Raw genomic sequence first — 21,756 nt, 5'->3', positions numbered from 1 at the left:
GCGACTAGCCCATGCTGGTGCGATCCCGGCGCATGCCGGCGCGTCGCTGGTCGTCGCGCCAGCTCCAGAGCGCCGCCGCGCCCCAGACAAGGCAATAGAGCAACCCAGCCGCCAGAACGAAGCCGCCGTGGATCGGCCCCACCGAGGCGCGCGCCACGAAGTCCGCGCCCGAGGTCAGCGGCTCGGGGTGGACCAGCAGCTTGCCGATATAGGCGACGGTCTGGATCAGCAGGATCCACACGTAGTTGCGCCGGATCCGCCGGCCGATCGCCACCCAGACCGAGACGTGGTAGCGCGGCTTCCAGTAATCCTGCGCCAGAACCTCCTGCCAGCCGTCCTCCATGTGCAGATCACCGTCGTGCAGCATGGGCGCGAAGAAATGCGTCTCCATCCAGCGGCAGCGCGCACGCCAGACGTTGAAATAGCGGTAGCGCCGCGCCTCGAGCATCAGGAAGAACAGGATCAGGATGCCAACGAGGATCAGCGGCAGCGGCGAGGCGGCGGGCGAGCTGTAGGAAATCGAGAGCGCGATGCCGAGCGTGACAACCGCCCAGTTGGTCGTGGTGTCGAGCCGGGTGCGCCAGATGGTCGAGCGGTAGACCTCGCCGCGGTAGAGATGCGCCAGCGCGCCGATCTCCGCCGCATCCAGCACCTTCCGGCGCGCATCGCCTGCGTGCGTTGACTCCATCGGGCGCCCTCCCTGCCCTCAGGATCACATGCAAGCGCTCGGCCGGGCAAGGAAATTCCCCGCCGCAGATGCAGCCTGTGCTGCCGGCGCCATGCCGCAGATGCAAAAAGGGCCGCCCCGGAGGGCGGCCCTTCGTTCCGGCGATGACGCGCGGAATTACTCTTCGTCGAGCGCTTCGACAGCCTTCATGAGGTCGTCCTTGGAGACCTCTTTCTCGGTCACGGTCGCGCCTTCGGCGATGTGGTCGATGACCTTGTCTTCGAAGATCGGCGCACGCAGCTGCTGCTGCATCTGGGCGTTCTGGCGCACGAAGTCGAAGAAGGCACGTTCCTGGCCCGGGTACTGACGCGCCTGCATCATGATCGCCTGGGTCATTTCCTGATCGGTCACTTCGATCTCGGCTTTCTGGCCGATCTCGGCGAGCAGCAGGCCAAGGCGCACGCGGCGCTCGGCGAGCTTGTTGTGCTCGTCGGTGGGCGCGATCTCGCCGTGGTCGTGGCCGTGATCGTCCGGGTGCTCTTCGTGGTAGAGCTGGTGGGCGATCTGCTTGGCTTCGGCTTCAACGAGGCTCGGCGGCAGGTCGAAGGAAACCTGCTCGTCCAGGGCGTCGAGCATGGCGCGCTTCAGCACCTGGCGCGACGCGCCGGCGTATTCGGCTTCGAGGCGCTCACGGATCTGGCCCTTCAGCGCTTCGAGGTCCTCGGCACCGAACTTCTTGGCCAGCTCGTCGTCGATCTCCGCGGCAACCGGCTCTTTCACGGCCTTGACGGTCACGTCGAAGACAGCGGCTTTGCCGGCGAGGTGCTCGGCACCGTACTCTTCCGGGAAGCTGACCTCGACGGCCTTCTCTTCCTCGACCTTCAGGCCGACCAGCTGCTCTTCGAAGCCGGGGATGAAGGAGCCGGAGCCCAGAACCAGCGGGTAGTCCTCGGCGGAGCCGCCTTCGAAGGCCTCACCGTCGACCTTGCCGACGAAGTCGATGACGATCTGGTCGCCGTCTTTCGCCTTGGAGCCCTTGCGGCGGTCCTTGAAGTCCTGCGCGTTCTCGGCGAGCTGCGCCAGCGCCTCGTCGACGGCGGCGTCATCGGCCTTCACCACGAGCTTCTCGAGGGTCACTTTCGACGCGTCGATTTCCGGAACTTCCGGCAGCTTCTCGTAGCTCATCTCGACGGTGACGTCGTCACCCTCTTTCCAGTCGTCGTTGGTCATCTTGACCTGCGGCTGGAGCGCCGGACGGTCGCCGGTCTTCTCGAAGTGCTCGTTCATCGCACCGTCGATGGCTTCCTGCATGCTTTCGCCCAGCACGCGCTGGCCGAACTGCTTCTTGAGCAGCGGCATCGGGACCTTGCCCTTGCGGAAGCCCTTCATCTCGATTTCCGGCTGCGCCTCGACGAGCTTCTCGTTCACCTTCGCATCGAGCTCTTCCGCGGTGAGGATGAGTTCGTAGGCGCGCTTCAGACCTTCGTTCAGCGTCTCGTTGACCTGCATGCCAATTCCCTTGTGGTCGTGATACGGGGGCACGGACTCCGGCCCACCGCGAAATTCGAATTTGCGGTCTTCTATGCGTCCCGGAGGGTCCATGCAAGGCGGAAACGCGCCTGTATGGCTGGGCCCGCGCCTTTGCGGGCTCAAACCGCCGATTTCTGTGGAGAGGCAGGCGCCGAGGCCCGCCGCCCTGCCCCGACGCCGCGCGGGCGGCACCGCATCGCCATGCGTATTTGGAAAGAGAAGAAGCCCCCTGGGTGTCCCTCTGTCCCTTCTTCTCTTTCCAAATACGCACTCTAAGCTCGCCGCCTGCGCGGCGCCGGGACAGCAGCGCGGCGGCAAAGCAAAGGGCCCCGCCAGTCCTGGCGGGGCCCTTCTTTGTGACCGGATCAGCCGGCTCAGCCGATCTTGTTCAGCAGCTCGCCGATCGACTGTTTCGCGTCACCGTAGTACATCCGCGTGTTGTCCTTGTAGAACAGCGGGTTCTCGATGCCCGAGTAGCCGGTGCCCTGGCCGCGCTTCGACACGAAGACCTGCTTGGCCTTCCACACTTCCAGCACCGGCATGCCGGCGATGGGCGAGTTGGGGTCTTCCTGCGCGGCGGGGTTCACGATGTCATTCGAGCCGATGACGATGACCACGTCGGTCTCGGGGAAGTCCTCGTTGATCTCGTCCATTTCCAGAACGATGTCGTAGGGTACCTTCGCCTCGGCCAGCAGCACGTTCATGTGGCCCGGCAGACGGCCCGCCACGGGGTGGATGGCGAAACGCACCTCCTTGCCCTTGGCGCGCAGCTTGCGGGTGAGTTCCGCGACGTTCTGCTGCGCCTGTGCCACGGCCATGCCGTAGCCCGGCACGATGATGACGCTGTCGGCTTCCTCGAGCGCCGAGGCCACGCCGTCGACGTCGATCGCCACCTGCTCGCCCTCGACCTCCATGGCCGGACCAGAAGTGCCGCCGAAGCCGCCGAGGATCACCGAGACGAACGAGCGGTTCATCGCCTTGCACATGATGTACGACAGGATCGCACCCGAGGAGCCCACCAGCGCGCCGACGACGATCAGCAGATCGTTCGACAGCGAGAAGCCGATGGCCGCCGCGGCCCAGCCCGAGTAGCTGTTCAGCATCGAAACCACCACAGGCATGTCGGCGCCGCCGATGCCCATGATCAGGTGGTAGCCGATAAAGAGCGCGCAGAGCGTCATGATCAGCACGGGGAAGAGCCCGCCGGTGTTCATGTACCAGATCAGGCAGATCACCGAGAGCGCCGCCGCGGAGGCGTTCAGGATGTGCCCGCCCGGCAGTTTCTCGGCCTTGGAGGTCACCTTGCCGGCGAGCTTGCCATAGGCGATCACCGAGCCGGTGAAGGTCACCGCACCGATGAAGATACCCAGGAAAAGCTCGACCTGCAGGATGCTCAGCTCGACCGGGGTCTTGTGCGCGACCAGCTCGGCGAAGGTGCCATGCACGGCCTCACCGGCGGCACGCGCTTTCTCGACCGAGCGCATGGTCAGGTGCGCGTTGAAGCCGACGAAGACCGCCGCGAGACCCACCAGCGAGTGCATGGCGGCAACCAGCTGCGGCATCTCGGTCATCTCGACCTTCTTGGCCACGTAGGTGCCGATGATGCCGCCGGCCGCGATCAGGATGACCGACAGCAGCCAGAGGCCCGAGCCCGGGCCGATCAGCGTGGCGAAGACCGCGAGGCCCATGCCGACAATGCCGTACCACACGGCGCGCTTGGCGCTTTCCTGCCCCGAGAGGCCACCCAGCGACAGGATGAACAGAACGGCCGCGACCACATAGGCCGCCGTCGTGAATCCGAATTCCATAGTCCCCACCTCTCCTTACGATTTCTGGAACATGGCGAGCATGCGCCGTGTCACGAGGAAGCCGCCGAAGATGTTGATCCCGGCCATGAAGACCGAGAGCGCGGCAAGGATGATCACCAGCCAGTTGCCCGAGCCGATTTGCATCAGCGCGCCAAGGATGATGATCGAGGAGATGGCGTTGGTGACGGCCATCAGCGGGGTGTGCAGGGAATGCGAGACGTTCCAGATCACCTGGAAGCCGACGAAGACCGACAGCACGAAGACGATGAAGTGCTGCATGAAGCTGGCAGGCGCGACGAGGCCCACGCCGAGCAGCAGCACGGCACCGACGGTGAGCAGGGTCACCTGCTGTTTCGTCTGCGCCTTGAAGGCGGCCACTTCCTGCGCGCGCTTCTCTTCCGGCGTCAGCTCGGGTGCCTTTTCCTTCGGCTTCTGGGCCGCGATCGCCTTGGTTTTCGGCGGCGGCGGCGGGAAGGTCACGTCCTTGGCGTGCGCGATGGTCGCGCCGCGGATCACGTCGTCTTCCATGTTGTGCACGACCGTGCCGTCGGTCTTGCCGGGCGTCAGGTCGGACATCATGTGCCGGATGTTGGTGGCGTAGAGCGTCGAGCTCTGCGTCGCCATGCGGCTCGGGAAGTCGGTGTAGCCGACGATGGTCACGCCGTTGTCGGTGACGATCTTCTCGTCCATCACCGTCAGCTTGCAGTTGCCGCCGCGCTCGGCGGCGAGGTCGACGATCACCGAGCCGGGCTTCATTGCCTTGACCATGTCCTCGGTCCAGAGCTCGGGGGCTTCCCGGTTCGGAATGAGGGCGGTGGTGATGACGATGTCCATCTCGGGGGCAAGTTCACGGAACTTGGCGAGCTGGGCTTCACGGAACTCCGGGCTGGAGACCGAAGCATAGCCGCCGGAAGACGCGCCGTCGGCCTGCTCTTCCTCGAAATCGAGGTAGACGAATTCGGCCCCCATGGATTCGACCTGCTCGGCCACTTCCGGGCGCACGTCGAAGGCATAGGTGATCGCACCCAGCGAGGTCGAGGTGCCGATGGCGGCAAGACCTGCCACGCCGGCGCCGACGATCAGCACCTTGGCGGGCGGCACCTTGCCGGCGGCGGTCACCTGACCGGTGAAGAAGCGGCCGAAGTTGTTGCCCGCCTCGATCACCGCGCGGTAGCCGGCGATATTGGCCATCGACGACAGCGCGTCCATCTTCTGCGCGCGGCTGATGCGCGGCACCATGTCCATCGCGATGACGCTGGCACCGAGGTCGGCGGCCTGCTTCATCAGCGCCTCGTTCGAGGCCGGGTAGAAGAAGGAGATCAGCAGTTTCTCGGGCGTGAGATACGCCACTTCCTCTTCGCTCGGCGGGCGCACCTTGGCGACGATGTCCGCCTGCGCCCAAAGCGCTGCGGCATCCGCCACCACGGTCACGCCAGCGGCCTCATAGGCCGCGTCGGCAAAGCCTGCCTTCGCGCCGGCGCCTGACTGGATCAGGCAATCATATCCCAGCTTCTGCAGTTGCAGCGCCGAGTCCGGGGTCATGGCGACGCGCGCCTCTCCCTCGAAAATCTCTGTCGGCGTTCCGATCTTCACTTAATTCGTCCCCCTTTTAGGCCGAGTGTCCGACCCTTCATGGTTTCTTGTTTGCTGTTCGGTTGACGTATGGTCTACCCGCGCGGTGACATGCTCACAACCGGAACGACCCGGTTAATCACATGACAAAGGAAATTCAAAGCCACCTTCTGGTTTGTTTCTCATACTTACGGAACTCCGCAAGAAACTTTCGTCGCAAACGCCCCTCTTCCGGCTCGATAAAGCGCTTTTCCAGCAGCCAGACGTAGATCGGCAGCAAGGCGAGCGATGGCACCGCATCCCAGAACAGGATGAAGCCCGCCAGAATCATCACGTCTCCCAGGTAGATGGGATTGCGCGACAGGCGAAAGACGCCCGAGGTCACGAGGCGGCCCGGTTCCTCATGCGGCATGAAGGTGGTGCGCTGGCGGCGCATTTCCAGCAGCGCGAGCACCAAGAGCAGCACACCGCCGCCCACCAGCAGCCCGCCCAGCAGGTCCGCCCAGACCGGGCCGAAGCCCAGCCCCAGCGGCAGCGCGGTCTTCTGCAGCCAGGCCAGCACGAGGCAGCCCAGCAGCCAGACCGGCGGCAGATCGAGTGTTTTCGGCATCGCGGTACACCTCCTGTCCTTGGGCGGGGCCAACTCCCGGCTCCCATGGGACTTTTGGCTTTTCTAGCGTAGCACTTCCGCGACGTCGCGCGGGCGATATGCCGCAGCGCGCGCTTGCCACCGCCGCAAATCCCCGCCACTTTCCCCCGCGCAGGACGAGGGAGCAGAATGCTGACAGGGAACCACGCGCTGGTGACCGGAGGAGGAACCGGGATCGGCCTCGCCATCGCCCGTGCGCTGGCGGCCGCGGGCGCGCAGGTCACCATCGCCGGGCGCCGCCCCGAGGTGCTCGATGCTGCGGCAGGCGCCGGGCTTCATCCGCAGGCAATGGACGTGACGGACGAGGCCTCGGTTCGCGCGGGCGTCAAGGCCGCCAGCGCCGCGCGCGGCCCCATCCAGATCTGCATCGCCAACGCCGGGCTTGCGGAGCCCGCCGAACTGCCCGGCCTCTCCCTCGACGATTGGCGCCGCAGCATGGCGGTCAACCTCGACGGCGCCTTCCTGACCATCCGCGAGACCCTGCCCGCCATGCAGGCCGCCGGCTGGGGCCGGGTCATCGCCATCTCCTCGGTCGCCGGAATCAAGGGCATGCGCCGCGCCGCGCCCTATGTCGCCGCCAAGCACGGGCTCGTCGGGCTGATCCGGGCGCTCGCCGCCGATCACGCCGGCGCGCCGCTGACCTTCAACGCGCTCTGCCCGGCCTATGTCGAGACCGGCATCGCAGCGCAGAACATCACCCGCGTCATGGCCCGCGAGGGCCTTACGCAGGAAGAGGCCAGCCGCCTCGTCCACTCCGCCAATCCCCATAACCGCCTGATCGCCCCCGAGGAAATCGCAGCCGCCGCCCTCTGGCTCTGCGGCCCCGGCTCGGGCAGCGTGAACGGTCAGGCCATCGAAATCGCAGGAGGCGAATTTTGACCACCCCCACAGGCTCCATCTTCGACTGGACCAAGGACCAGTTCCACCTTCCGCTCGGGATGATCTACCTCGACGGCAACTCGCTGGGCCCGCTGCCCAAGGCCACCCCGGCGCGCATCGAGAAGATGCTGACCGAAGAATGGGGCGAGCACCTGATCACCGGCTGGAACGCCTGCAGCTGGATGGAGATGCCGACCCGGCTCGGCGACCGCATTGGCCGGCTGATCGGCGCGGAAAAGGGCCACACCGTGGTTGGCGACACGCTGTCGATCAAGGTCTTCCAGGCGCTGGCCGCCGCCGTGGCGTTGAACCCGGGTCGCAAGGTGATCCTGTCGGACACCGGCAACTTCCCCTCGGACCTCTACATGGCCGAAGGGTTGATCGAACTGCTGGGCGATGACTATGAGCTGCGGCTCGCCGAGCCGCACCGGCTGGAAGAGGAGATCACCGAGGAGGTCGCCGTGCTGCTGGTGACCGAGGTCGACTACCGCACCGGCCGCCGCCATGATGTCGCGGCTCTGACTTCCAAGGCCCACGAGATGGGCGCACTGGCGATCTGGGATCTTGCGCATTCGGCGGGCGCGCTGCCGGTCGATGTGGCAGGCGGCAAGGCCGATTTCGCCGTCGGCTGCACCTACAAGTACCTCAACGCCGGCCCCGGCGCCCCAGCCTTCATCTACGTCGCCCCGCGCCACGCCGAGCACGCCGAACCCGCGCTCTCGGGCTGGCTCGGCCACGACACACCCTTCGCCTTCGAGCGCAGCTACCGCCCGGCGCCGGGCATCGAGCGCATGCGCGTCGGCACGCCGCCGGTGATCCAGATGGCGGCGCTCGACGCCGCGCTCGACGTCTGGGACAAGATCGACATGGAGGACGTGCGCAAGCGCTCGCTGGCGCTGACCGGGCTGATGATCGAAGAGGTCGAGACCCATTGTCCGGGCCTCAAGCTCGCCACCCCGCGCGAAAACGACAAGCGCGGCAGCCAGGTCAGCTTCCGCTTCGAGCATGGCTACGCGGCGATGCAGGCGCTGATCGACCTCGGGGTGATCGGCGATTTCCGTGCACCCGACATCATGCGCTTCGGCATCACCCCTCTCTACATCGGCGAGGACGAGGTGCGCGAGGCGGTGGAGATCCTCGCCCGCATCCTGCGTGGCGCGCTCTGGGATCAGCCCAAGTACCAGCGCCGCAAGCGCGTTACCTGATACTCGCCCGCCTCTTCAGGCAGAGGCCACCCGGGGGGCGTGATGCCCCTCGGACCGACCCGCCCAGTCCCGCACCGCATCGCCGAAGGCGGTGAACAGCGGCCGCGAGACCGGATCATTGGCCGCGTCCCACTCCGGGTGCCATTGCACAGCCATGGTGAAGCCCGGCGCGCCCCTGACGTAGAGCGCCTCGGGCGTGCCGTCGGGGGCCAGCCCCTCGATCTCGATGCGCGCGCCGGGGCGCTTGATGCCCTGACCGTGAAGCGTGTTGGTCATCACCTCGGTGGCGCCGAAAAGCTTGTGGAACCGCCCGCCCTCGCTCAGCGTCACCTTGTGGCGCAGAGCAAAGCGCTCCTCGAGCGTACCATCGGGGGGCATGCGGTGATTCATCCGCCCCGGCAGGTCGCGGATCTCGGGATAGAGCGTGCCGCCCATGGCGACGTTTACCTCCTGAAATCCACGGCAGATGCCGAGGAACGGCTGCCCCCGTTCGACGCAGGCCCGCACCAGCGGCAACACGATGGCATCGCGGGCACGGTCGAAGGCGCCATGCGCCTCGGTCGCTTCCTCGCCGTATTCCTCGGGGTGCACGTTGGGCCGCCCGCCGGTGAGCAGGAAGCCGTCGCAGGTCTCCATCAGTTCCTCGACCGAGACGTAGCGCGGGTCGGCGGCGATCAGCAGCGGCAGGCAGCGCGAGACGCAGGCGATCGCCTCGGTGTTCATCACCCCGCCCGCATGGGCGGGATAATGCTCGTTGAGCAGATGCTGGTTTCCGATGATGCCTACGACGGGACGGGTCATTTGCATGCCTCTCCTTGCCTGTTTGGGTCAAACATAAGGCAGGGAAAGGCTTTCGGAAAGGTGGCTCAGATGACCGCCGTCAGCCCCACCGCCTCGATGCCCGCTTTTGCGGCAGCCGCATCATTGTCCGAGCTGTCGCCGGTGACGCCCACCGCCCCCAGCGTGCGGCCCTTGGCGTCCTTGACCAGAACCCCGCCGGGCACCGGGATCAGCTTGCCGCCGAAAGCGCCGTTGGCCGCGGCGATGAAATAGGCCTGGCTCTCGGCCCGCGCCATCTGCGCCGAGCCCGGCATGCCCAGCATCACGGCGCCATAGGCCTTGCCGAAGGCGATCTCGAAGCGGCCCGGCGAGGCGCCGTCCTGCCGCTCGAAGGCCTGCACGTGGCCGCCCTCGTCCAGCACCACCACCGAGAGCGGAGCCATGCCTGCCTCTTTCCCGGCCTCAAGCGCCTTGCGAATGATCGTCCGCGCCCGGCTCAGCGAAATTCCTGCCATCTTCTCTCTCCCTTCTGTGGCAGACGCACCGCGCCCGCCCTTTCGTCTAGACGAAAATATCCTCGGGGGAGCGCGAGGGGGCAGACAGCCCCCTCGCTCCGGCGCCCATCAAGGGTGCCGCGCCCCGATCACCTCCCTCAGCCCGACTTGAGCTCCAGGCGGCGCCGGTGCAGCACCGGCTCTGTGTAGCCCGAGGGCTGCACCCGGCCTTCGAACACCAGGTCGCAGGCCGCCTTGTAGGCCACGGTGTCAAAGCCCGGCGCCATCGGCGTATAGGCGGCATCGCCGGCGTTCTGGCGGTCCACGACGGCAGCCATCTTCTCCATCACGCCGCGCACTTCCTCGGCGGAGACAACGCCATGATGCAGCCAGTTGGCCAGGTGCTGCGAGGAGATACGGCAGGTCGCGCGGTCTTCCATCAGGCCGACGTCATGGATGTCCGGAACCTTCGAGCAGCCGACGCCCTGGTCGACCCAGCGCACCACGTAGCCGAGGATGCCCTGCGCGTTGTTCTCGATCTCCTCGCGGATCTCCTCATCCGACCAGTTGGCGCCGGCGGAGACCGGGATGGTCAGCAGGTCCTCGAGCGTGCCGCGCGGCCCGCCTGCGGCGATCTCTGCCTGGCGCGCCAGCACGTCGACCATGTGGTAGTGCAGCGCGTGCAGCGTGGCGGCGGTGGGTGACGGCACCCAGGCGCAGTTGGCCCCGGCCTTCGGGTGACCGATCTTCGCCGCGAGCATCGCCTCCATCAGGTCGGGCATGGCCCACATGCCCTTGCCGATCTGCGCCTTGCCGCGCAGCCCGCAGGCAAGCCCGATGTCGACGTTGCGATCCTCGTAGGAGGCGATCCAGGCGGTGTTCTTGATGTCGCCCTTGCGCAGCATCGGGCCCGCTTCCATCGCCGTATGCATCTCGTCGCCGGTGCGGTCGAGGAAGCCGGTGTTGATGAAAGCGACGCGATTCTTCGCGGCGCGGATGCATTCCTTGAGGTTGGCCGAGGTGCGGCGCTCCTCGTCCATGATGCCGAGCTTCACGGTGTATTGCGGCAGCCCGAGCGCCTTCTCGACGAAGCTGAAAATCTCGTCGGCGAAACCCACTTCTTCCGGCCCGTGCATCTTCGGCTTCACCACGTAGACCGAGCCCTGGGTCGAGTTGCGCGGCCCGCCGTCCTTCGCCAGATCGTGCTTGGCGATGAGCGTGGTGACCATCGCGTCCATCAGGCCTTCGAAGATCTCCGAGCCGTCCTTCAGCAGGATCGCCGGGTTGGTCATCAGATGGCCCACGTTGCGCACCAGCATCAGCGCGCGGCCCTTCAGCACCAGCTCCGATCCGTCCGGCGCGGTGTAGCTGCGGTCGGCATTGAGCGTGCGGGTGACCGACTTGCCGCCCTTCTCGAAGGTATCGGCCAGATCGCCCTTCATCAGGCCGAGCCAGTTGGTATAGGCCAGCGTCTTGTCCTCGCCGTCGACGCAGGCGACCGAGTCCTCGCAGTCCATGATCGCCGAGACGGCAGATTCCATCAGGACGTCGGCGAGACCCGAAGCATCGTCCTTGCCGATGAAATGCGTCCGGTCGATGACCAGCTCGACGTGCAGCGCGTTGTTGACCAGCAGCACCGCCTCGGGCGCGGCGGCGTCGCCGCGATAGCCGGCGAATTGCTCCGGCTTGGCCAGCGGCTTGCCGCCCACCAGCAGCGCGCCACCCTCGACGGCGTAGCCCGCCGCCTCGGTATGGCTGCCGCCCGCCACCGGGAAGTTCTCGTCGAGGAATGCCTTGGCCTTCGCCACGACCTCCTTGCCGCGCGCCGCGTCGAAGCCGCCCTTCGGCGGCAGCGAGCCCATGGCGTCGGTGCCGTAGAAGGCATCGTAGAGCGAGCCCCAGCGGGCGTTTGCGGCGTTCAGCGCGTAACGGGCATTGGTGATCGGCACCACCAGCTGCGGGCCAGGCACCGAGGCGAACTCGGGGTCGGTGTTCCGGGTCTCGATCTCGAAGTCCGGCCCCTCGGGCAGCAGGTAGCCGATCTCCTCGAGGAAGGCGGTGTAGCTCGGCAGGTCCGGCACGCCCGGGTTCGCCTTGTGCCAGGCGTCGATCTGCTCCTGCAGTGCGTCGCGCTTGGCCAGCAGCGCCGCGTTGCGCGGGCCGAACTCATGCGCCAGCTGCGACAGCGCCGCCCAGAAGGCATCGGCCTCGACGCCGGACCCCGGCAGGGCCTTTTCCTCGACGAATGTGCAGAGCACCGGGTCGATCTGCAGGCCGTGGCGATCGATGCGGGCGGTCGTGCTGGCAGTCATGGGGACACCTCCTTCGGAAACTTGATTACGTCACGTTTAGGAAACAAGTTTCCGATAGGCAACAAGCGTGGTCACAAAAACTAACCAAAATCCACCACCCACTATTCCCCAGGCCGATAGTCGGCCCCCTGCCGTGCCCTAACCCAAGGATAGACCCGGCAGCCCGTCGCCACCAAGGGTTCCGGCTCCGAATGGCATCGCTACGGAACGAAACAGGGGCGCCCGCCTCCCGCGCACGCCCCTGCTTTCATCTTTCCACAAATACTCAAACCCGCCGGCTCAGGCCGCGCGCTCTTCGGCCTGCTGCAATGCCCAGAGCTGCGCGTAGCGCCCGGCACGCGCGAGCAGCGCCTCGTGGGTGCCCTCCTCGACCACCTCGCCCTTTTCAAGCACGACGATGCGGTCGGCATCGGCGATGGTCGACAGACGGTGCGCGATGGTGAGCACCGTGCGCCCCTCGCCCGCCCGGCGCAGCGCCGACTGGATAGAGGCCTCGGTCTCTGTGTCCAGCGCCGAGGTCGCCTCGTCAAGCAGCAGGATCGGCGGATCCTTGAGCAGCGTGCGGGCGATTCCGACGCGCTGTTTCTCGCCGCCCGACAGCTTCAGCCCGCGCTCGCCGACCATCGTGTCATAGCCCTCGGGCAGCGAGCTGATGAACTCGTGGATCTGCGCGGATTTCGCCGCAGCGATGACCTCGGCCTCGGTGGCGTCGTCCTTGCCGTAAGCGATGTTGTAGCGGATCGTGTCGTTGAACAGCACGGTATCCTGCGGCACCACGCCGATCGCGGCGTGCAGGCTGTTCTGCGCCACGTCGCGCAGGTCCTGCCCGTCGATGCGGATCGCCCCGCCCGAGACATCGTAGAAGCGGAAGAGCAGCCGCCCGATGGTGGACTTGCCCGAGCCCGACGGCCCGACCAGCGCCACGCTTTCGCCCGCGCCAACGGTCAGCGAGATGCCCTTGAGGATCTCCCGCTCGCGATCGTAGCCGAAGCGCACGGTGTCGAACTGCACCGCGCCGCCAGCCACGGCCAGCGCCGGCGCGCCGGGCTTGTCCGAGACCTCGGCGGGCTGGTCCAGAAGATCGAACATCTGTCCCATGTCAACGAGGCTCTGGCGGATCTCGCGATAGACCGTGCCGAGGAAGTTCAGCGGCATGGTGATCTGGATCATATAGGCATTGACCATGACGAAGTCGCCGACGGTCAGCGCGCCGTTCTGCACACCGACAGCCGCCATCACCATGACCGCGATCAGCCCTAGGTTGATGATCAGCGCCTGACCGAAGTTCAGCATGGCCAGCGAGGTCGCGGTCTTCACCGCCGCCTCCTCGTAGCCCTGCATGGCATGGTCGTAGCGCGCCGCTTCGCGGCCTTCGGCGTTGAAATACTTCACCGTCTCGAAGTTCAGCAGGCTGTCGATGGCTTTCTGGTTGGCGTCGGTGTCCTGCGCATTCATCTTGCGGCGCAGGCGCACGCGCCATTCGGTAACCGCGAAGGTGAACCACACGTAGAGCGCAATGGTGACCGCGACGACCGCCAGGTACCAGATGTCAAAGAGCCAGAACAGCACGAGGCCGACCAGCAGCAACTCGAGGATGAGCGGCCCGATGGAGAAGAGCAGGAACCTCAGCAGGAACTCGACGCCCTTGACCCCGCGCTCGATGATCCGGCTCAGCCCGCCGGTCTTGCGGGTGATGTGGTAACGCAGCGAGAGCTTGTGGATATGGGTGAAGGTCTCCAGCGCCAGCTTGCGCAACGCGCGTTGGCCGACCTTGGCAAAGACGCCGTCGCGCAGCTGCTGGAAGCCGGAGTTGAGGATCCGCGCCATGCCGTAGGCCAGCGTCAGCCCGACCGCTCCGAGCAGCAGCGTCGAGGCTTCGCCCCCCAGCCTGTCCACCGCCTGCTTGTAAAGCATCGGCGTGCCCACGGCGATCAGCTTCGCGGCGACCAGCATCAGCAGCGAGATCACCACCCGGCGCTTCACCCAGGGCTCACCCTCGGGCCAGAGGTACGGCGCGACGCGGCGGATGGTGCGCAGGCCGGAGCGGCGCTCGGCATCGTCGATGGCGGTCTGATCGGTCTCGGGAGGCATGGCTCGGCTCTCTTGGCTTGGCGGGTCCTGCCCTTACCGTGCCATCCGGGCAAAGACCATACGACCCAAGCGCACAGGCCCATGTGCACGCAGAACTGTGCCCCCGCGGCCCGTGCTGGAACGGGTCGCGGAGGCACAGTCAGGGGTCATTCGGGAAAGTCGAAGATCTGCCCCGGGTAGATCAGGTCGGGGTCGCGGATCTGCGTCTTGTTGGCCTCGAAGAGCCGCACGTAGGCCATGCCGTCGCCATAGCGTTCGCGGGCGATGGCCCAAAGCGTGTTGCCCGGCTGCACGGTGACCGCGGTCACTTCCTCGGCGTTCGGCAGCTCCGCGGTGGCGGCGGCGAGCTTCTCCGGCGGCTCGCGGCGGAACGGGCTCTCGGCGCGGGCGCTGACTTTGCCGCCCGCATCGATCTGGTCGACGCGCAGCGTGTAGGTGCCCGCTTCGATCTGCGGCAGGGCCACCTGCCAGCGACCATCAGCGGCGACCTGCAGGCTCGTCACCTCGCTGTTGTCGAGATAGACGCGCAGGAAGGACTCGCCGCTGCCACGGCCCGACAGTTCGACGCCGCCCTGATCGTCATAGGTGATCGCGTCGATGGCCACGCCGCCCGGCGCAACGGCCGTGGCGCTCTGCATGACCGCCACGCCATCCGCGTCCGACAGAAGCACGGTCGGTGCCGCCTGCTCCGGCGCCGCGCCCGCGGCGGTGCCCGCGGCGGCCAACTCGGTTGTCTCGCCGGTTGTGTCCTCGCCCGTGGCCACCTGCGGCGCCGGCGGTGTCAGGATGACTTCCTGCTCGGACTCGAGCTGCTCGCCGTTCAAGCTCATGCGCAGGCGCAGCACCTGCGGCCCGGTCGAAGCGGGAAGATCGAAGAAGGCGGCAAAGCGCCCGTCCGCGCCGACCCGGCTGGTCAGTTCCTCTTCGCCATCGAGCAACAGCACAACCTCGCTGCCCGGCTCGGCGCGACCGGCCACGGTCACCAGCCCGCCCGGCTCGGCGCGCACCAGATCGAAGCTCGGCACTGCCGGACCAGCCGCGGGTACGGCGGCGCCTGCAGCAGCGTCACCGGGTGTCTCGCCATTTTTGTCAGGTGATGCAGAGGCAAGCTCGGCGGAGGCAGGCGGCTCGCCCTCGGCGGGCACGGCAAGCGCGATCTCTTCTGTCTCGGGAGCCGGATCCTCGGCACTCGGTCCGGGCGCTTCCGCCTCTGCTGCCGTGGCGGTTTCGGTGTCCGCGCCGGACACATCGCCCATGTCTGCGGTTTCGGCAGCGGCTGGCGCGCCGCTGTCTGCACCGCTATCGTCAAGTTTGGCCACGGCCCCGGCGGGCTCCTTGGTCGCCTGCGTCACCGCGGGCATGCTCATTTCGGTGGGTTTCGGGCCGATCACCCCGCTCACGTAGAGCGCACCGACCACGGCCGCCGCACCCAGTCCGATCCAGACCCAGAGTTTATCGTTCATCTTTATTATCCCACACACGGCGCTCTACCTGTCCACATGAGCGCGGTTGAGAACCTATAACAATCCCGTTATCACCCGTCAAAACAGCATTTTTTTGGATTATCCACATGACCGCCAGATCTGTCTGCATTTATTGCGGCTCGCGCCACGGTACTGCATCCAGCTACGCCACCGATGCCAAATCGCTCGGCACTTCCATTGCACAACAAGGATGGCGTCTTGTCTATGGGGCCGGCGATGTCGGGCTGATGGGCGAGGTTGCGCGGGCCGCGCAGGAGGCCGGCGGCGGGACGTTCGGCGTCATCCCGACCCACCTGCTCGCACGTGAGGTCGGCAAGACCGACCTCACCCGTTTCGTAATCACCGAGACCATGCATGAGCGCAAGAAGGTCATGCTTATGAACGCCGACGCGGTGGTGCTGATGCCCGGAGGCGCCGGCAGTCTCGACGAGTTCTTCGAGGCGCTGACCTGGCGCCAGCTCGGGCTGCACGCCAAGCCGATCGTGCTGCTCGACACCGAGGGCTTCTGGGCCCCGCTCAAGGCGATGCTCGAGCATATCGTGGCGCAGGGCTTCGCCGAAGCCTCGCTGCTCGACTTCGTTCAGAGCGCCGACAGCCCCGAGGGGGTGATGGAGATCCTGACCCGCGAGCTGGGCTGATCTTCAACACGAAGTTTTTTTCTCAAGGCCCTGAATAAAAAGGAAACGCCGCTCGATGAGAGCGGCGTTTGCCCAGATACCTGGAGATCAATTCAGGCCGGCGCGAATTCGTCGCGCAGCAATTTCTCGATCTTGTCGAGCGGGTGATTGGTCAGCGTTTTGTCCAATTCGGCCACGACCTTGTCCGCGACTTCCTTGTGCAGCTTGCTGCGCAACTCGCCCAGCGTGGCGGGCGGCGCGACCAGGACGATGCGGTCGAACTTGCCCTTGTGCGCCTGCTTGTAAAGGATCTCTGCCAGCTCGTCGGCAAAGCGTTCCTTGGCCAGCTCATGCCAGTCGGTATCGTCGAGTGCCGACTTCTGACCCGGCCCGCCATCGGCCATTCTGCCCGGCCTATTGGCCGATTGTTCCCGATCCGAGGGGTTCTCCTGCGTCTCGATACGCACGACGTTGAGGTCGGGATCCTGCTCGTCGACATCGTTGCGCAGGAACAGCGCTTTTTCGCCGTCCGCGACCAGAACCCAGGTGCCATTGGTGAGAATCGCCATGATTTTTCCTCCTCAGACCTTTTCCTTATCGCCGCTGCCGTCCTGATCCTGCGCCAGTGGGCGGGTCGCCCCGGCCGAGGTCTCGTCGACACGCTTTTCCTCGTCGCGGGTGCCGGTCTTCCGGGCGATCTCGCCGGCCTTGCGACCTTGTTGCGCTGTCGCGCCGGGCACCACGGGCTCTCCGTTCAGAAGTTCCTGCGTCTCGCTTCGCCCATCCTGCGATCTCTTGCGGTCCGTCATAGGGTCCTCCTTTTCTTCTGCCTCCACAACGCAAGGGTGTGCTCCGGCGTTCCACCGGCGGTGGCGTGCCCATCTCACAGCGGATCACGAAACGCGAACGCCCGGCCTCTGCGAGAGAGGCCGGGCGTGCGGGCCGCAACGGGCCGGATCAGGTCAGATGACGCTCAGAGCGACGCCTGGTAGATCTTGTCGATGTTGCTGCCGAGCAGAGCATTGAAATCGTCGTCCGACTGCTTCTTCGACAGGCCCTCGGCCAGCGCGCGGCTGAAGGAGGCGATCATCTTGGCGTTCTTCGACAGGCGCTCGCAGGCCTCGTCGGTCGAGTAGCCACCGGAAAGCGCCACCACGCGCACCACGCGCGGGTGATCGGCGAGACCGTCGTAGAGGCCCGGAACCGAAGGGATGGTCAGCTTGATCATCACGTCCTCACCCTCGGCCAGCGTGTCGAGGTGCTTGGCCAGCGATGCTTCGAGCAGCGCCTCGGCTTCTTCCTTGGTCTCGGAGTGGATGTTCACTTCCGGCTCGAGGATCGGCACCATGCCGGCGGCGATGACCGCGCGACCAACCTCGAACTGCTGCGCCACGACGGCCTCGATTCCCTCGGCATTCGCCTCGTGGATCACCGAGCGTTCCTTGGTGCCGAAGATGCCGAAGTTCTGCGCCGCGTCGTTGAGCAGGTCTTCGAGGCCCGGCATCGGCTTCATCACCTGCACGCCGTTCTCCTGATCCGCCAGACCCTTGTCGATCTTCAGGAAGGGCACCACGCCGCGCTTTTCCCACAGGTACTGGGCGGTGGGCAGGCCTTCGATCTCGCCGCGCATGGTGCGTTCGAAGAGGATCGCGCCGAGCACCTTGTCATTGGTGAAATCGGGGGCGGTGATGATGCGGGCGCGCATCTTGTGGATCTCGCCGAACATTTCAGCTTCGCCGTTGTATTCGCTTTCCTCGACGCCGTACTGGAGCAGCGCCTTGGGAGTCGAGCCGCCGGACTGGTCGAGCGCGGCGATGAAGCCCTTGCCCGTTGCCATCTGGTCTTTTTGCTTTGCAAAAACGGCCTTGTCCTGTGCCATGGAAGATCCTCTGTAAGATCGTTAAAATTGGATTACCAAAGACTTAGCTCAAGCCACGCGGATTGGGTAGCGTGAAGCGCGCGTTTATCGCTACCTTTAGCGCTAGCGGGGCGAGATGCGCAGCCATATTCCGTCGCGCGCCCGCACCGTGAGGAAGGCCAGCGGCTCGGGGGTCTTCCCGGGCACCACCTCCAGCTTCAGGTCGCGCAGGATCAGCGAGAGCAGCAAAACGCCTTCGACCATGGCAAAGCCCGCCCCGGTGCAAACGCGGGGTCCGGCGGAAAAGGGCATGTAGGCCTCGCGGGCACAGGCCTTTCCGTTGTCCGTCCCCCAGCGTGCCGGGTCGAAGCCGTCAGGATTGTCCCAGAGCCGCTCATGCCGGTGCTGGTGCCAGGGGCTGAGCACCACCTGCGCGCCCTTCGGCACGTCGCGATCCCGGAAACGCTCCGGACAGCTGGTCTCGCGCACCATCATCGGCACCGGCGGGTAGAGCCGCAGCGCCTCGCGGAAGACATCCCGCGAGAGGCGGAGCTTGGCGACATCCGCGAAATCCGCCGTGTCGCCGAGCGCCTGCGCCTCCTCGGCGAGCCGGTCCTGCCACTCGGGATGGGCCGCCACCAGCCAGAGCGCCCAGGCCAGCGCCGAGGCCGAGGTCTCATGCCCTGCAAGGAAGAAGATCGCCACCTGGTCGACCATCTCCCCGGTGGAGAAAGTCTCGCCGGTCTCAGGGTCGGCGGTGGTCATGATCTTGGTCGCCAGGTCATCCGGCGCCTTGCCCGCCAAGATGTCGGCCTGCCGCGTGGCGGTCAGCTCGGTGATCAGCGCCCGGATGCGTCGCGCCGCCACTTTCGTTCCGCGCCGATGAAACCGCGGCATCCAGCGCGGCAGCGGCAGGAAGGCCGCGAGGTTCAGGATCGGCTGGGTGCGTTGGTAGGCGCGAAACTCCTGGAACACCGCCTGCGCCACCGCGTGCTCGATGGGCAACGAGAACAGCGTGCGGAAGATCACGTCGGCGGCGGCGTGACTGGTGTGTTCCTCGATCTCCACCTCGGCACCCGCCCCCGCCTCTGACTTGAGCCGCGCCAGCGCCGCCTGCGCCGCCGCCCACATGGCGGGATAGGTCTCGCGCAGCCGCCCGCCCTCGAAGGCCGGGTCGATGATCCGCCTTTGCCGCAGCCAGGTCTCGCCGTTGGTCACGAAGACCGAATTGCCGAGCAGCGGCCGCAGCCCCTCGGCGATGCGCCCGGACTTCGGAAAATCCATGGGGCGGTCCTTCAGCACCGTCTTCACCAGCTCCGGCTGGTTGATCATGTAGGATCGGAAGAAGGGCGTACGGAACTCGGCCATCCACGCGCGGTAGAGCCGCGCCGGCTGGGCGGAAAGCAGGTCCGCGCGGAAGAGCCTCAGGTAGCGCAGCAGCGACACCCTCTCGGGCCGCGATCTCGGTTTCGGCGGGATCATGCGGCGCGGACCGGGATGTCGGGCGACGTCGAGGTGAAGCGGTTCACCGGCGCTTCGAGACGGCTCGCCGAGGGCGGACGCTGCGCGTAGCGCTGCGCCAGCGTCTGCGGCCCGGCGGTGATGCGGAAATAGTCGTAGTCCAGCGGCGCATCGAATGCGCAGAGGTACTGGAAGTGCAGCCGGAAGAAGCGCCAGCGCAGCTCCTTCCAGCGCGCCGGGCTGAGCGAGCGGGTGAACTGCGCCGAGAAGACCAGCGGCCAGCGCTTGCCCGCGGGCGCGACGCCCGAGACCGACACCGGATCGCAGAGCGCGAAGGCGCAGCCGTCGCCGGGAGCGGTTACATCCACCCAGGTCAGCGCGTCTTGGGTCGACAGATACGCTAGATCGGCGCGCAGACGCCACGCGCCGCGTAGGAAAGAGACCATGGGCACCACCTGCCCGAGGCTGAGGAAGGCGAGCTTCGGCCCCTCGTCCGGCACCCTGCCCGAGCGGATGAGATCGGCGAGGATCGAGACCGCCAGATGCGCCCCCGAGCTGTGGCCGATCACCAGCACCTCGTCCACCTCCTCGCGCAGCGCCGCCGCGATGGTCTCTCCGAACTGCGCCATGCGCGTTTCCAGCTCCGGCGGATTCGCGCCCCTGTGGCGGGCCGAATAGGCGTAGTCGTGCATCAGGTAGTAGGCGAAGAGCTTGCCGTCGATGCGCTGGAACCAGCGCAGCAGGCCCCAGAGAGCCGCGAGCCCCAGCGCCCCGCCCGCCGCTCGTGCCGCAAGGCCCAGCCACGGCACCAACAGGCTCGTCAACGCGTAGATCGCCCAGCCTGCGCCCACCGCCAGTACAAGCTGCAGCAGCAGCATGCCCACCGGGTAGAGCGCTGCGATCACCGGCCCCTTGCGCAGCTTCATCAGTCGAAAGAGCGCGCCGGTGGCAATGTATTCCCATGCCGTCCGCCAGAGTTGCAGGTAGGTCGCGGGGATCGAGTTGGACATGCTGGAGCGCACGATGTCGGACCAGACCAGCACCTCGACATCCGCCGCCACCCGCGCTCCATCCATCTCGGCCTCGACATGCCAGCCATAGGCACCGCCGGAGGTCTTCGGGCTCAGAGACAGCCGGTAGCCCGAAATCGCCGCCTGCGCGGCACCCTCCTTGCGGTAGAGCTCGCGGTAGCGGCGCGGGTGAATGGGATCGTAGCCCGGGATGTAGAACACCCGCCTGCGCGCCACGCTGTCGCTGTCACTCATACCAAGGCCCCTGTTCCCCTGTCTGGACGATGCCCCTCGCCGGCCCCGAGGGCAAGAGCGCGCGCTCCGGCCCTTTCATTGTTCTTCAAGTACGCAAGACCCACCCGGCGCCAGAGGCGCGCGGGCGACATCCTTACGGACGAAGGAAGAAGCTCAGCCGAGCTGACCGAGCGCCGGAAATGTCTCCAGCAGCCAGAAGGAGAAGGCCGAAAAGGCGCCGGTGAGCAGCGCGAGGCCGACCACGACCAAGAGCACCCCCATGATCCGCTCGATGGTCTTCATGTGGCGCTTGAGGCGGTTCATCAGCCCCATGGCCCGGCTCAGGAAAATGGCCGCGAGCAGGAACGGCAGCCCCAGCCCCAGCGCGTAGACGCCGAGCAGCAGCGTGCCCCGCGCGACCGAGGCCTCGGTCGCCGCGAGTGACAGGATCGCGCCAAGCTGCGGGCCGATGCAGGGCGTCCAGCCGAAGGCGAAAGCCAACCCCAGCAGGTAGGCGCCGAAGGCCGAGCCGCCCGCCTCGCCCGCATCCAGCCGCGCCTCGCGGTCGAGGAAGGGGATGCGGAAGACATGCAGGAAATGCAGACCGAAGACGATCACCACGACGCCTGAAATGCGCGCGAGCAGGATCTGGTTCTGCAAGAAGAACGTACCGAGCCAGGAGGCGGTGAACCCCAGCAGGATGAAGACGGTCGAGAGTCCCAGCACGAAAAAGAGCGCCGCGGTAAAGGCGCGCCAGCGGGCACTGCCGCCGGCCTGCATCTCCTGCAGCGAGACACCCGACATGAAGGCCAGGTACGGCGGCACGATGGGCAGCACACAAGGGCTGAGAAACGAGATGACACCCCCGAAAAGCGCCACGATCATGGCGGGGAGCAGGCTTGCGTCAATGATCTCGATTCCGAACATGCCTTTCGAATAGGCGATAGAACGGGCCCCGTCACCCGGCAGCGTCTCACGTCTGCGTTCCCCGGCTGAAATGATGTGCGCGCGCCACGCCCCGGAAGCGGATCCCGCGGCCTCAGATGATCCCCATCCCGAAACGGAAAACGCCCCGGCGCTCTGGCCGGGGCGTTGTCTCAAGTCA

The 21,756-nt window shown here is 66.4% G+C and carries 19 protein-coding genes; 3 read left to right on the top strand and 16 right to left on the bottom strand.

Features of this window, described 5'->3' with window-relative positions; genetic code table 11:
* Window positions 1-4 precede the first annotated feature (4 nt).
* The 5 genes from BM397_RS01970 to BM397_RS01950 form a co-directional block, all read right to left on the bottom strand.
* Window positions 5-688: a DUF2270 domain-containing protein gene (locus BM397_RS01970; protein WP_092420910.1), complete on the bottom strand. Its 684-nt coding sequence runs from the start codon at window positions 686-688 to the stop codon at window positions 5-7.
* A gap of 156 nt (window positions 689-844) precedes the next feature.
* On the bottom strand, window positions 845-2,176 hold the full coding sequence (tig, locus tag BM397_RS01965; protein WP_092420907.1) for a trigger factor: 1,332 nt from the start codon (window positions 2,174-2,176) through the stop codon (window positions 845-847).
* A gap of 395 nt (window positions 2,177-2,571) precedes the next feature.
* Window positions 2,572-4,005 carry an NAD(P)(+) transhydrogenase (Re/Si-specific) subunit beta gene (locus BM397_RS01960; RefSeq protein WP_092420904.1) on the bottom strand — a complete coding sequence of 478 codons (1,434 nt, stop codon included), beginning with the start codon at window positions 4,003-4,005 and terminating at the stop codon, window positions 2,572-2,574.
* A gap of 15 nt (window positions 4,006-4,020) precedes the next feature.
* Window positions 4,021-5,598 (bottom strand): Re/Si-specific NAD(P)(+) transhydrogenase subunit alpha, encoded by a 1,578-nt coding sequence (locus BM397_RS01955; protein WP_092420901.1) that lies wholly within the window; start codon window positions 5,596-5,598, stop codon window positions 4,021-4,023.
* A gap of 136 nt (window positions 5,599-5,734) precedes the next feature.
* Window positions 5,735-6,187, bottom strand: coding sequence for a methyltransferase family protein (locus BM397_RS01950; RefSeq protein ID WP_092420898.1), 453 nt, complete (start codon window positions 6,185-6,187; stop codon window positions 5,735-5,737).
* Between the two features lie 168 nt (window positions 6,188-6,355).
* Here BM397_RS01950 and BM397_RS01945 point away from each other — a divergent pair, with 168 nt between their 5' ends.
* Both BM397_RS01945 and kynU read left to right on the top strand, forming a co-directional pair.
* Window positions 6,356-7,105 carry an SDR family NAD(P)-dependent oxidoreductase gene (locus tag BM397_RS01945; RefSeq protein WP_092420895.1) on the top strand — a complete coding sequence of 250 codons (750 nt, stop codon included), beginning with the start codon at window positions 6,356-6,358 and terminating at the stop codon, window positions 7,103-7,105.
* Window positions 7,102-8,310, top strand: coding sequence for a kynureninase (kynU, locus tag BM397_RS01940; protein ID WP_256218709.1), 1,209 nt, complete (start codon window positions 7,102-7,104; stop codon window positions 8,308-8,310). The genes BM397_RS01945 and kynU overlap by 4 nt, the downstream gene beginning before the upstream one ends.
* 15 nt (window positions 8,311-8,325) lie before the next feature.
* Here kynU and BM397_RS01935 read toward each other — a convergent pair whose 3' ends face one another.
* From BM397_RS01935 to BM397_RS01915, 5 genes are all read right to left on the bottom strand, one after another.
* Window positions 8,326-9,111 carry a gamma-glutamyl-gamma-aminobutyrate hydrolase family protein gene (locus tag BM397_RS01935; protein ID WP_092420891.1) on the bottom strand — a complete coding sequence of 262 codons (786 nt, stop codon included), beginning with the start codon at window positions 9,109-9,111 and terminating at the stop codon, window positions 8,326-8,328.
* A gap of 65 nt (window positions 9,112-9,176) precedes the next feature.
* Window positions 9,177-9,605 carry a GlcG/HbpS family heme-binding protein gene (locus BM397_RS01930; RefSeq protein WP_092420887.1) on the bottom strand — a complete coding sequence of 143 codons (429 nt, stop codon included), beginning with the start codon at window positions 9,603-9,605 and terminating at the stop codon, window positions 9,177-9,179.
* Between the two features lie 137 nt (window positions 9,606-9,742).
* Window positions 9,743-11,896 (bottom strand): malate synthase G, encoded by a 2,154-nt coding sequence (locus BM397_RS01925; protein ID WP_092420884.1) that lies wholly within the window; start codon window positions 11,894-11,896, stop codon window positions 9,743-9,745.
* 279 nt (window positions 11,897-12,175) lie between these two features.
* A complete protein-coding gene (locus BM397_RS01920) occupies window positions 12,176-13,987 on the bottom strand; it encodes an ABCB family ABC transporter ATP-binding protein/permease (RefSeq protein ID WP_092420881.1) in 1,812 nt (603 codons plus the stop codon).
* A gap of 146 nt (window positions 13,988-14,133) precedes the next feature.
* Window positions 14,134-15,450, bottom strand: coding sequence for a LysM peptidoglycan-binding domain-containing protein (locus BM397_RS01915; RefSeq protein WP_092420878.1), 1,317 nt, complete (start codon window positions 15,448-15,450; stop codon window positions 14,134-14,136).
* Between the two features lie 107 nt (window positions 15,451-15,557).
* Between BM397_RS01915 and BM397_RS01910 the strand changes: the two genes are divergently transcribed.
* A complete protein-coding gene (locus BM397_RS01910) occupies window positions 15,558-16,109 on the top strand; it encodes an LOG family protein (protein WP_092420875.1) in 552 nt (183 codons plus the stop codon).
* Window positions 16,110-16,201: 92 nt separating this feature from the next.
* Here BM397_RS01910 and BM397_RS01905 read toward each other — a convergent pair whose 3' ends face one another.
* The 6 genes from BM397_RS01905 to BM397_RS01880 all read right to left on the bottom strand — a co-directional run bounded on the left by BM397_RS01905 (window position 16,202) and on the right by BM397_RS01880 (window position 21,578).
* Complete coding sequence (locus BM397_RS01905) at window positions 16,202-16,657, bottom strand: baeRF12 domain-containing protein (protein WP_092420872.1); 456 nt, start codon at window positions 16,655-16,657, stop codon at window positions 16,202-16,204.
* Between the two features lie 12 nt (window positions 16,658-16,669).
* Complete coding sequence (locus tag BM397_RS01900) at window positions 16,670-16,897, bottom strand: hypothetical protein (protein ID WP_092420870.1); 228 nt, start codon at window positions 16,895-16,897, stop codon at window positions 16,670-16,672.
* A gap of 164 nt (window positions 16,898-17,061) precedes the next feature.
* Entirely contained in the window at window positions 17,062-17,967 is a 906-nt protein-coding gene (locus BM397_RS01895) for a fructose bisphosphate aldolase (RefSeq protein ID WP_092420867.1), read from the bottom strand.
* A 102-nt stretch (window positions 17,968-18,069) separates the two neighbouring features.
* Window positions 18,070-19,428: a cytochrome P450 gene (locus tag BM397_RS01890; RefSeq protein WP_092420864.1), complete on the bottom strand. Its 1,359-nt coding sequence runs from the start codon at window positions 19,426-19,428 to the stop codon at window positions 18,070-18,072.
* Window positions 19,425-20,672 carry a hypothetical protein gene (locus BM397_RS01885; RefSeq protein WP_092420861.1) on the bottom strand — a complete coding sequence of 416 codons (1,248 nt, stop codon included), beginning with the start codon at window positions 20,670-20,672 and terminating at the stop codon, window positions 19,425-19,427. Before BM397_RS01885 ends, BM397_RS01890 begins: the two co-directional genes overlap by 4 nt.
* Before the next feature lie 153 nt (window positions 20,673-20,825).
* Entirely contained in the window at window positions 20,826-21,578 is a 753-nt protein-coding gene (locus BM397_RS01880) for a cytochrome c biogenesis CcdA family protein (RefSeq protein WP_092420858.1), read from the bottom strand.
* Between the last annotated feature and the right edge of the window lie 178 nt (window positions 21,579-21,756).

It is taken from the genome of Alloyangia pacifica (assembly GCF_900116195.1).
In the GTDB taxonomy this organism is placed as follows: Bacteria; Pseudomonadota; Alphaproteobacteria; order Rhodobacterales; family Rhodobacteraceae; genus Salipiger; species Salipiger pacificus.
Note: the sequence above shows the minus strand (reverse complement) of the source record. Positions and strands in the feature narration are given on the sequence as shown.

Excerpts from the sequence above, each read along its gene's own strand:
- BM397_RS01970 (WP_092420910.1), bottom strand. The coding sequence starts at position 688 with ATGGAGTCAACGCACGCAGGCGATGCGCGCCGGAAGGTGCTGGATGCG.
- tig (WP_092420907.1), bottom strand. The coding sequence starts at position 2,176 with ATGCAGGTCAACGAGACGCTGAACGAAGGTCTGAAGCGCGCCTACGAA.
- BM397_RS01960 (WP_092420904.1), bottom strand. The coding sequence starts at position 4,005 with ATGGAATTCGGATTCACGACGGCGGCCTATGTGGTCGCGGCCGTTCTG.
- BM397_RS01950 (WP_092420898.1), bottom strand. The coding sequence starts at position 6,187 with ATGCCGAAAACACTCGATCTGCCGCCGGTCTGGCTGCTGGGCTGCCTC.
- BM397_RS01945 (WP_092420895.1), top strand. The coding sequence starts at position 6,356 with ATGCTGACAGGGAACCACGCGCTGGTGACCGGAGGAGGAACCGGGATC.
- BM397_RS01935 (WP_092420891.1), bottom strand. The coding sequence starts at position 9,111 with ATGACCCGTCCCGTCGTAGGCATCATCGGAAACCAGCATCTGCTCAAC.
- BM397_RS01930 (WP_092420887.1), bottom strand. The coding sequence starts at position 9,605 with ATGGCAGGAATTTCGCTGAGCCGGGCGCGGACGATCATTCGCAAGGCG.
- BM397_RS01925 (WP_092420884.1), bottom strand. The coding sequence starts at position 11,896 with ATGACTGCCAGCACGACCGCCCGCATCGATCGCCACGGCCTGCAGATC.
- BM397_RS01920 (WP_092420881.1), bottom strand. The coding sequence starts at position 13,987 with ATGCCTCCCGAGACCGATCAGACCGCCATCGACGATGCCGAGCGCCGC.
- BM397_RS01915 (WP_092420878.1), bottom strand. The coding sequence starts at position 15,450 with ATGAACGATAAACTCTGGGTCTGGATCGGACTGGGTGCGGCGGCCGTG.
- BM397_RS01910 (WP_092420875.1), top strand. The coding sequence starts at position 15,558 with ATGACCGCCAGATCTGTCTGCATTTATTGCGGCTCGCGCCACGGTACT.
- BM397_RS01905 (WP_092420872.1), bottom strand. The coding sequence starts at position 16,657 with ATGGCGATTCTCACCAATGGCACCTGGGTTCTGGTCGCGGACGGCGAA.
- BM397_RS01900 (WP_092420870.1), bottom strand. The coding sequence starts at position 16,897 with ATGACGGACCGCAAGAGATCGCAGGATGGGCGAAGCGAGACGCAGGAA.
- BM397_RS01895 (WP_092420867.1), bottom strand. The coding sequence starts at position 17,967 with ATGGCACAGGACAAGGCCGTTTTTGCAAAGCAAAAAGACCAGATGGCA.
- BM397_RS01890 (WP_092420864.1), bottom strand. The coding sequence starts at position 19,428 with ATGATCCCGCCGAAACCGAGATCGCGGCCCGAGAGGGTGTCGCTGCTG.
- BM397_RS01885 (WP_092420861.1), bottom strand. The coding sequence starts at position 20,672 with ATGAGTGACAGCGACAGCGTGGCGCGCAGGCGGGTGTTCTACATCCCG.
- BM397_RS01880 (WP_092420858.1), bottom strand. The coding sequence starts at position 21,578 with ATGTTCGGAATCGAGATCATTGACGCAAGCCTGCTCCCCGCCATGATC.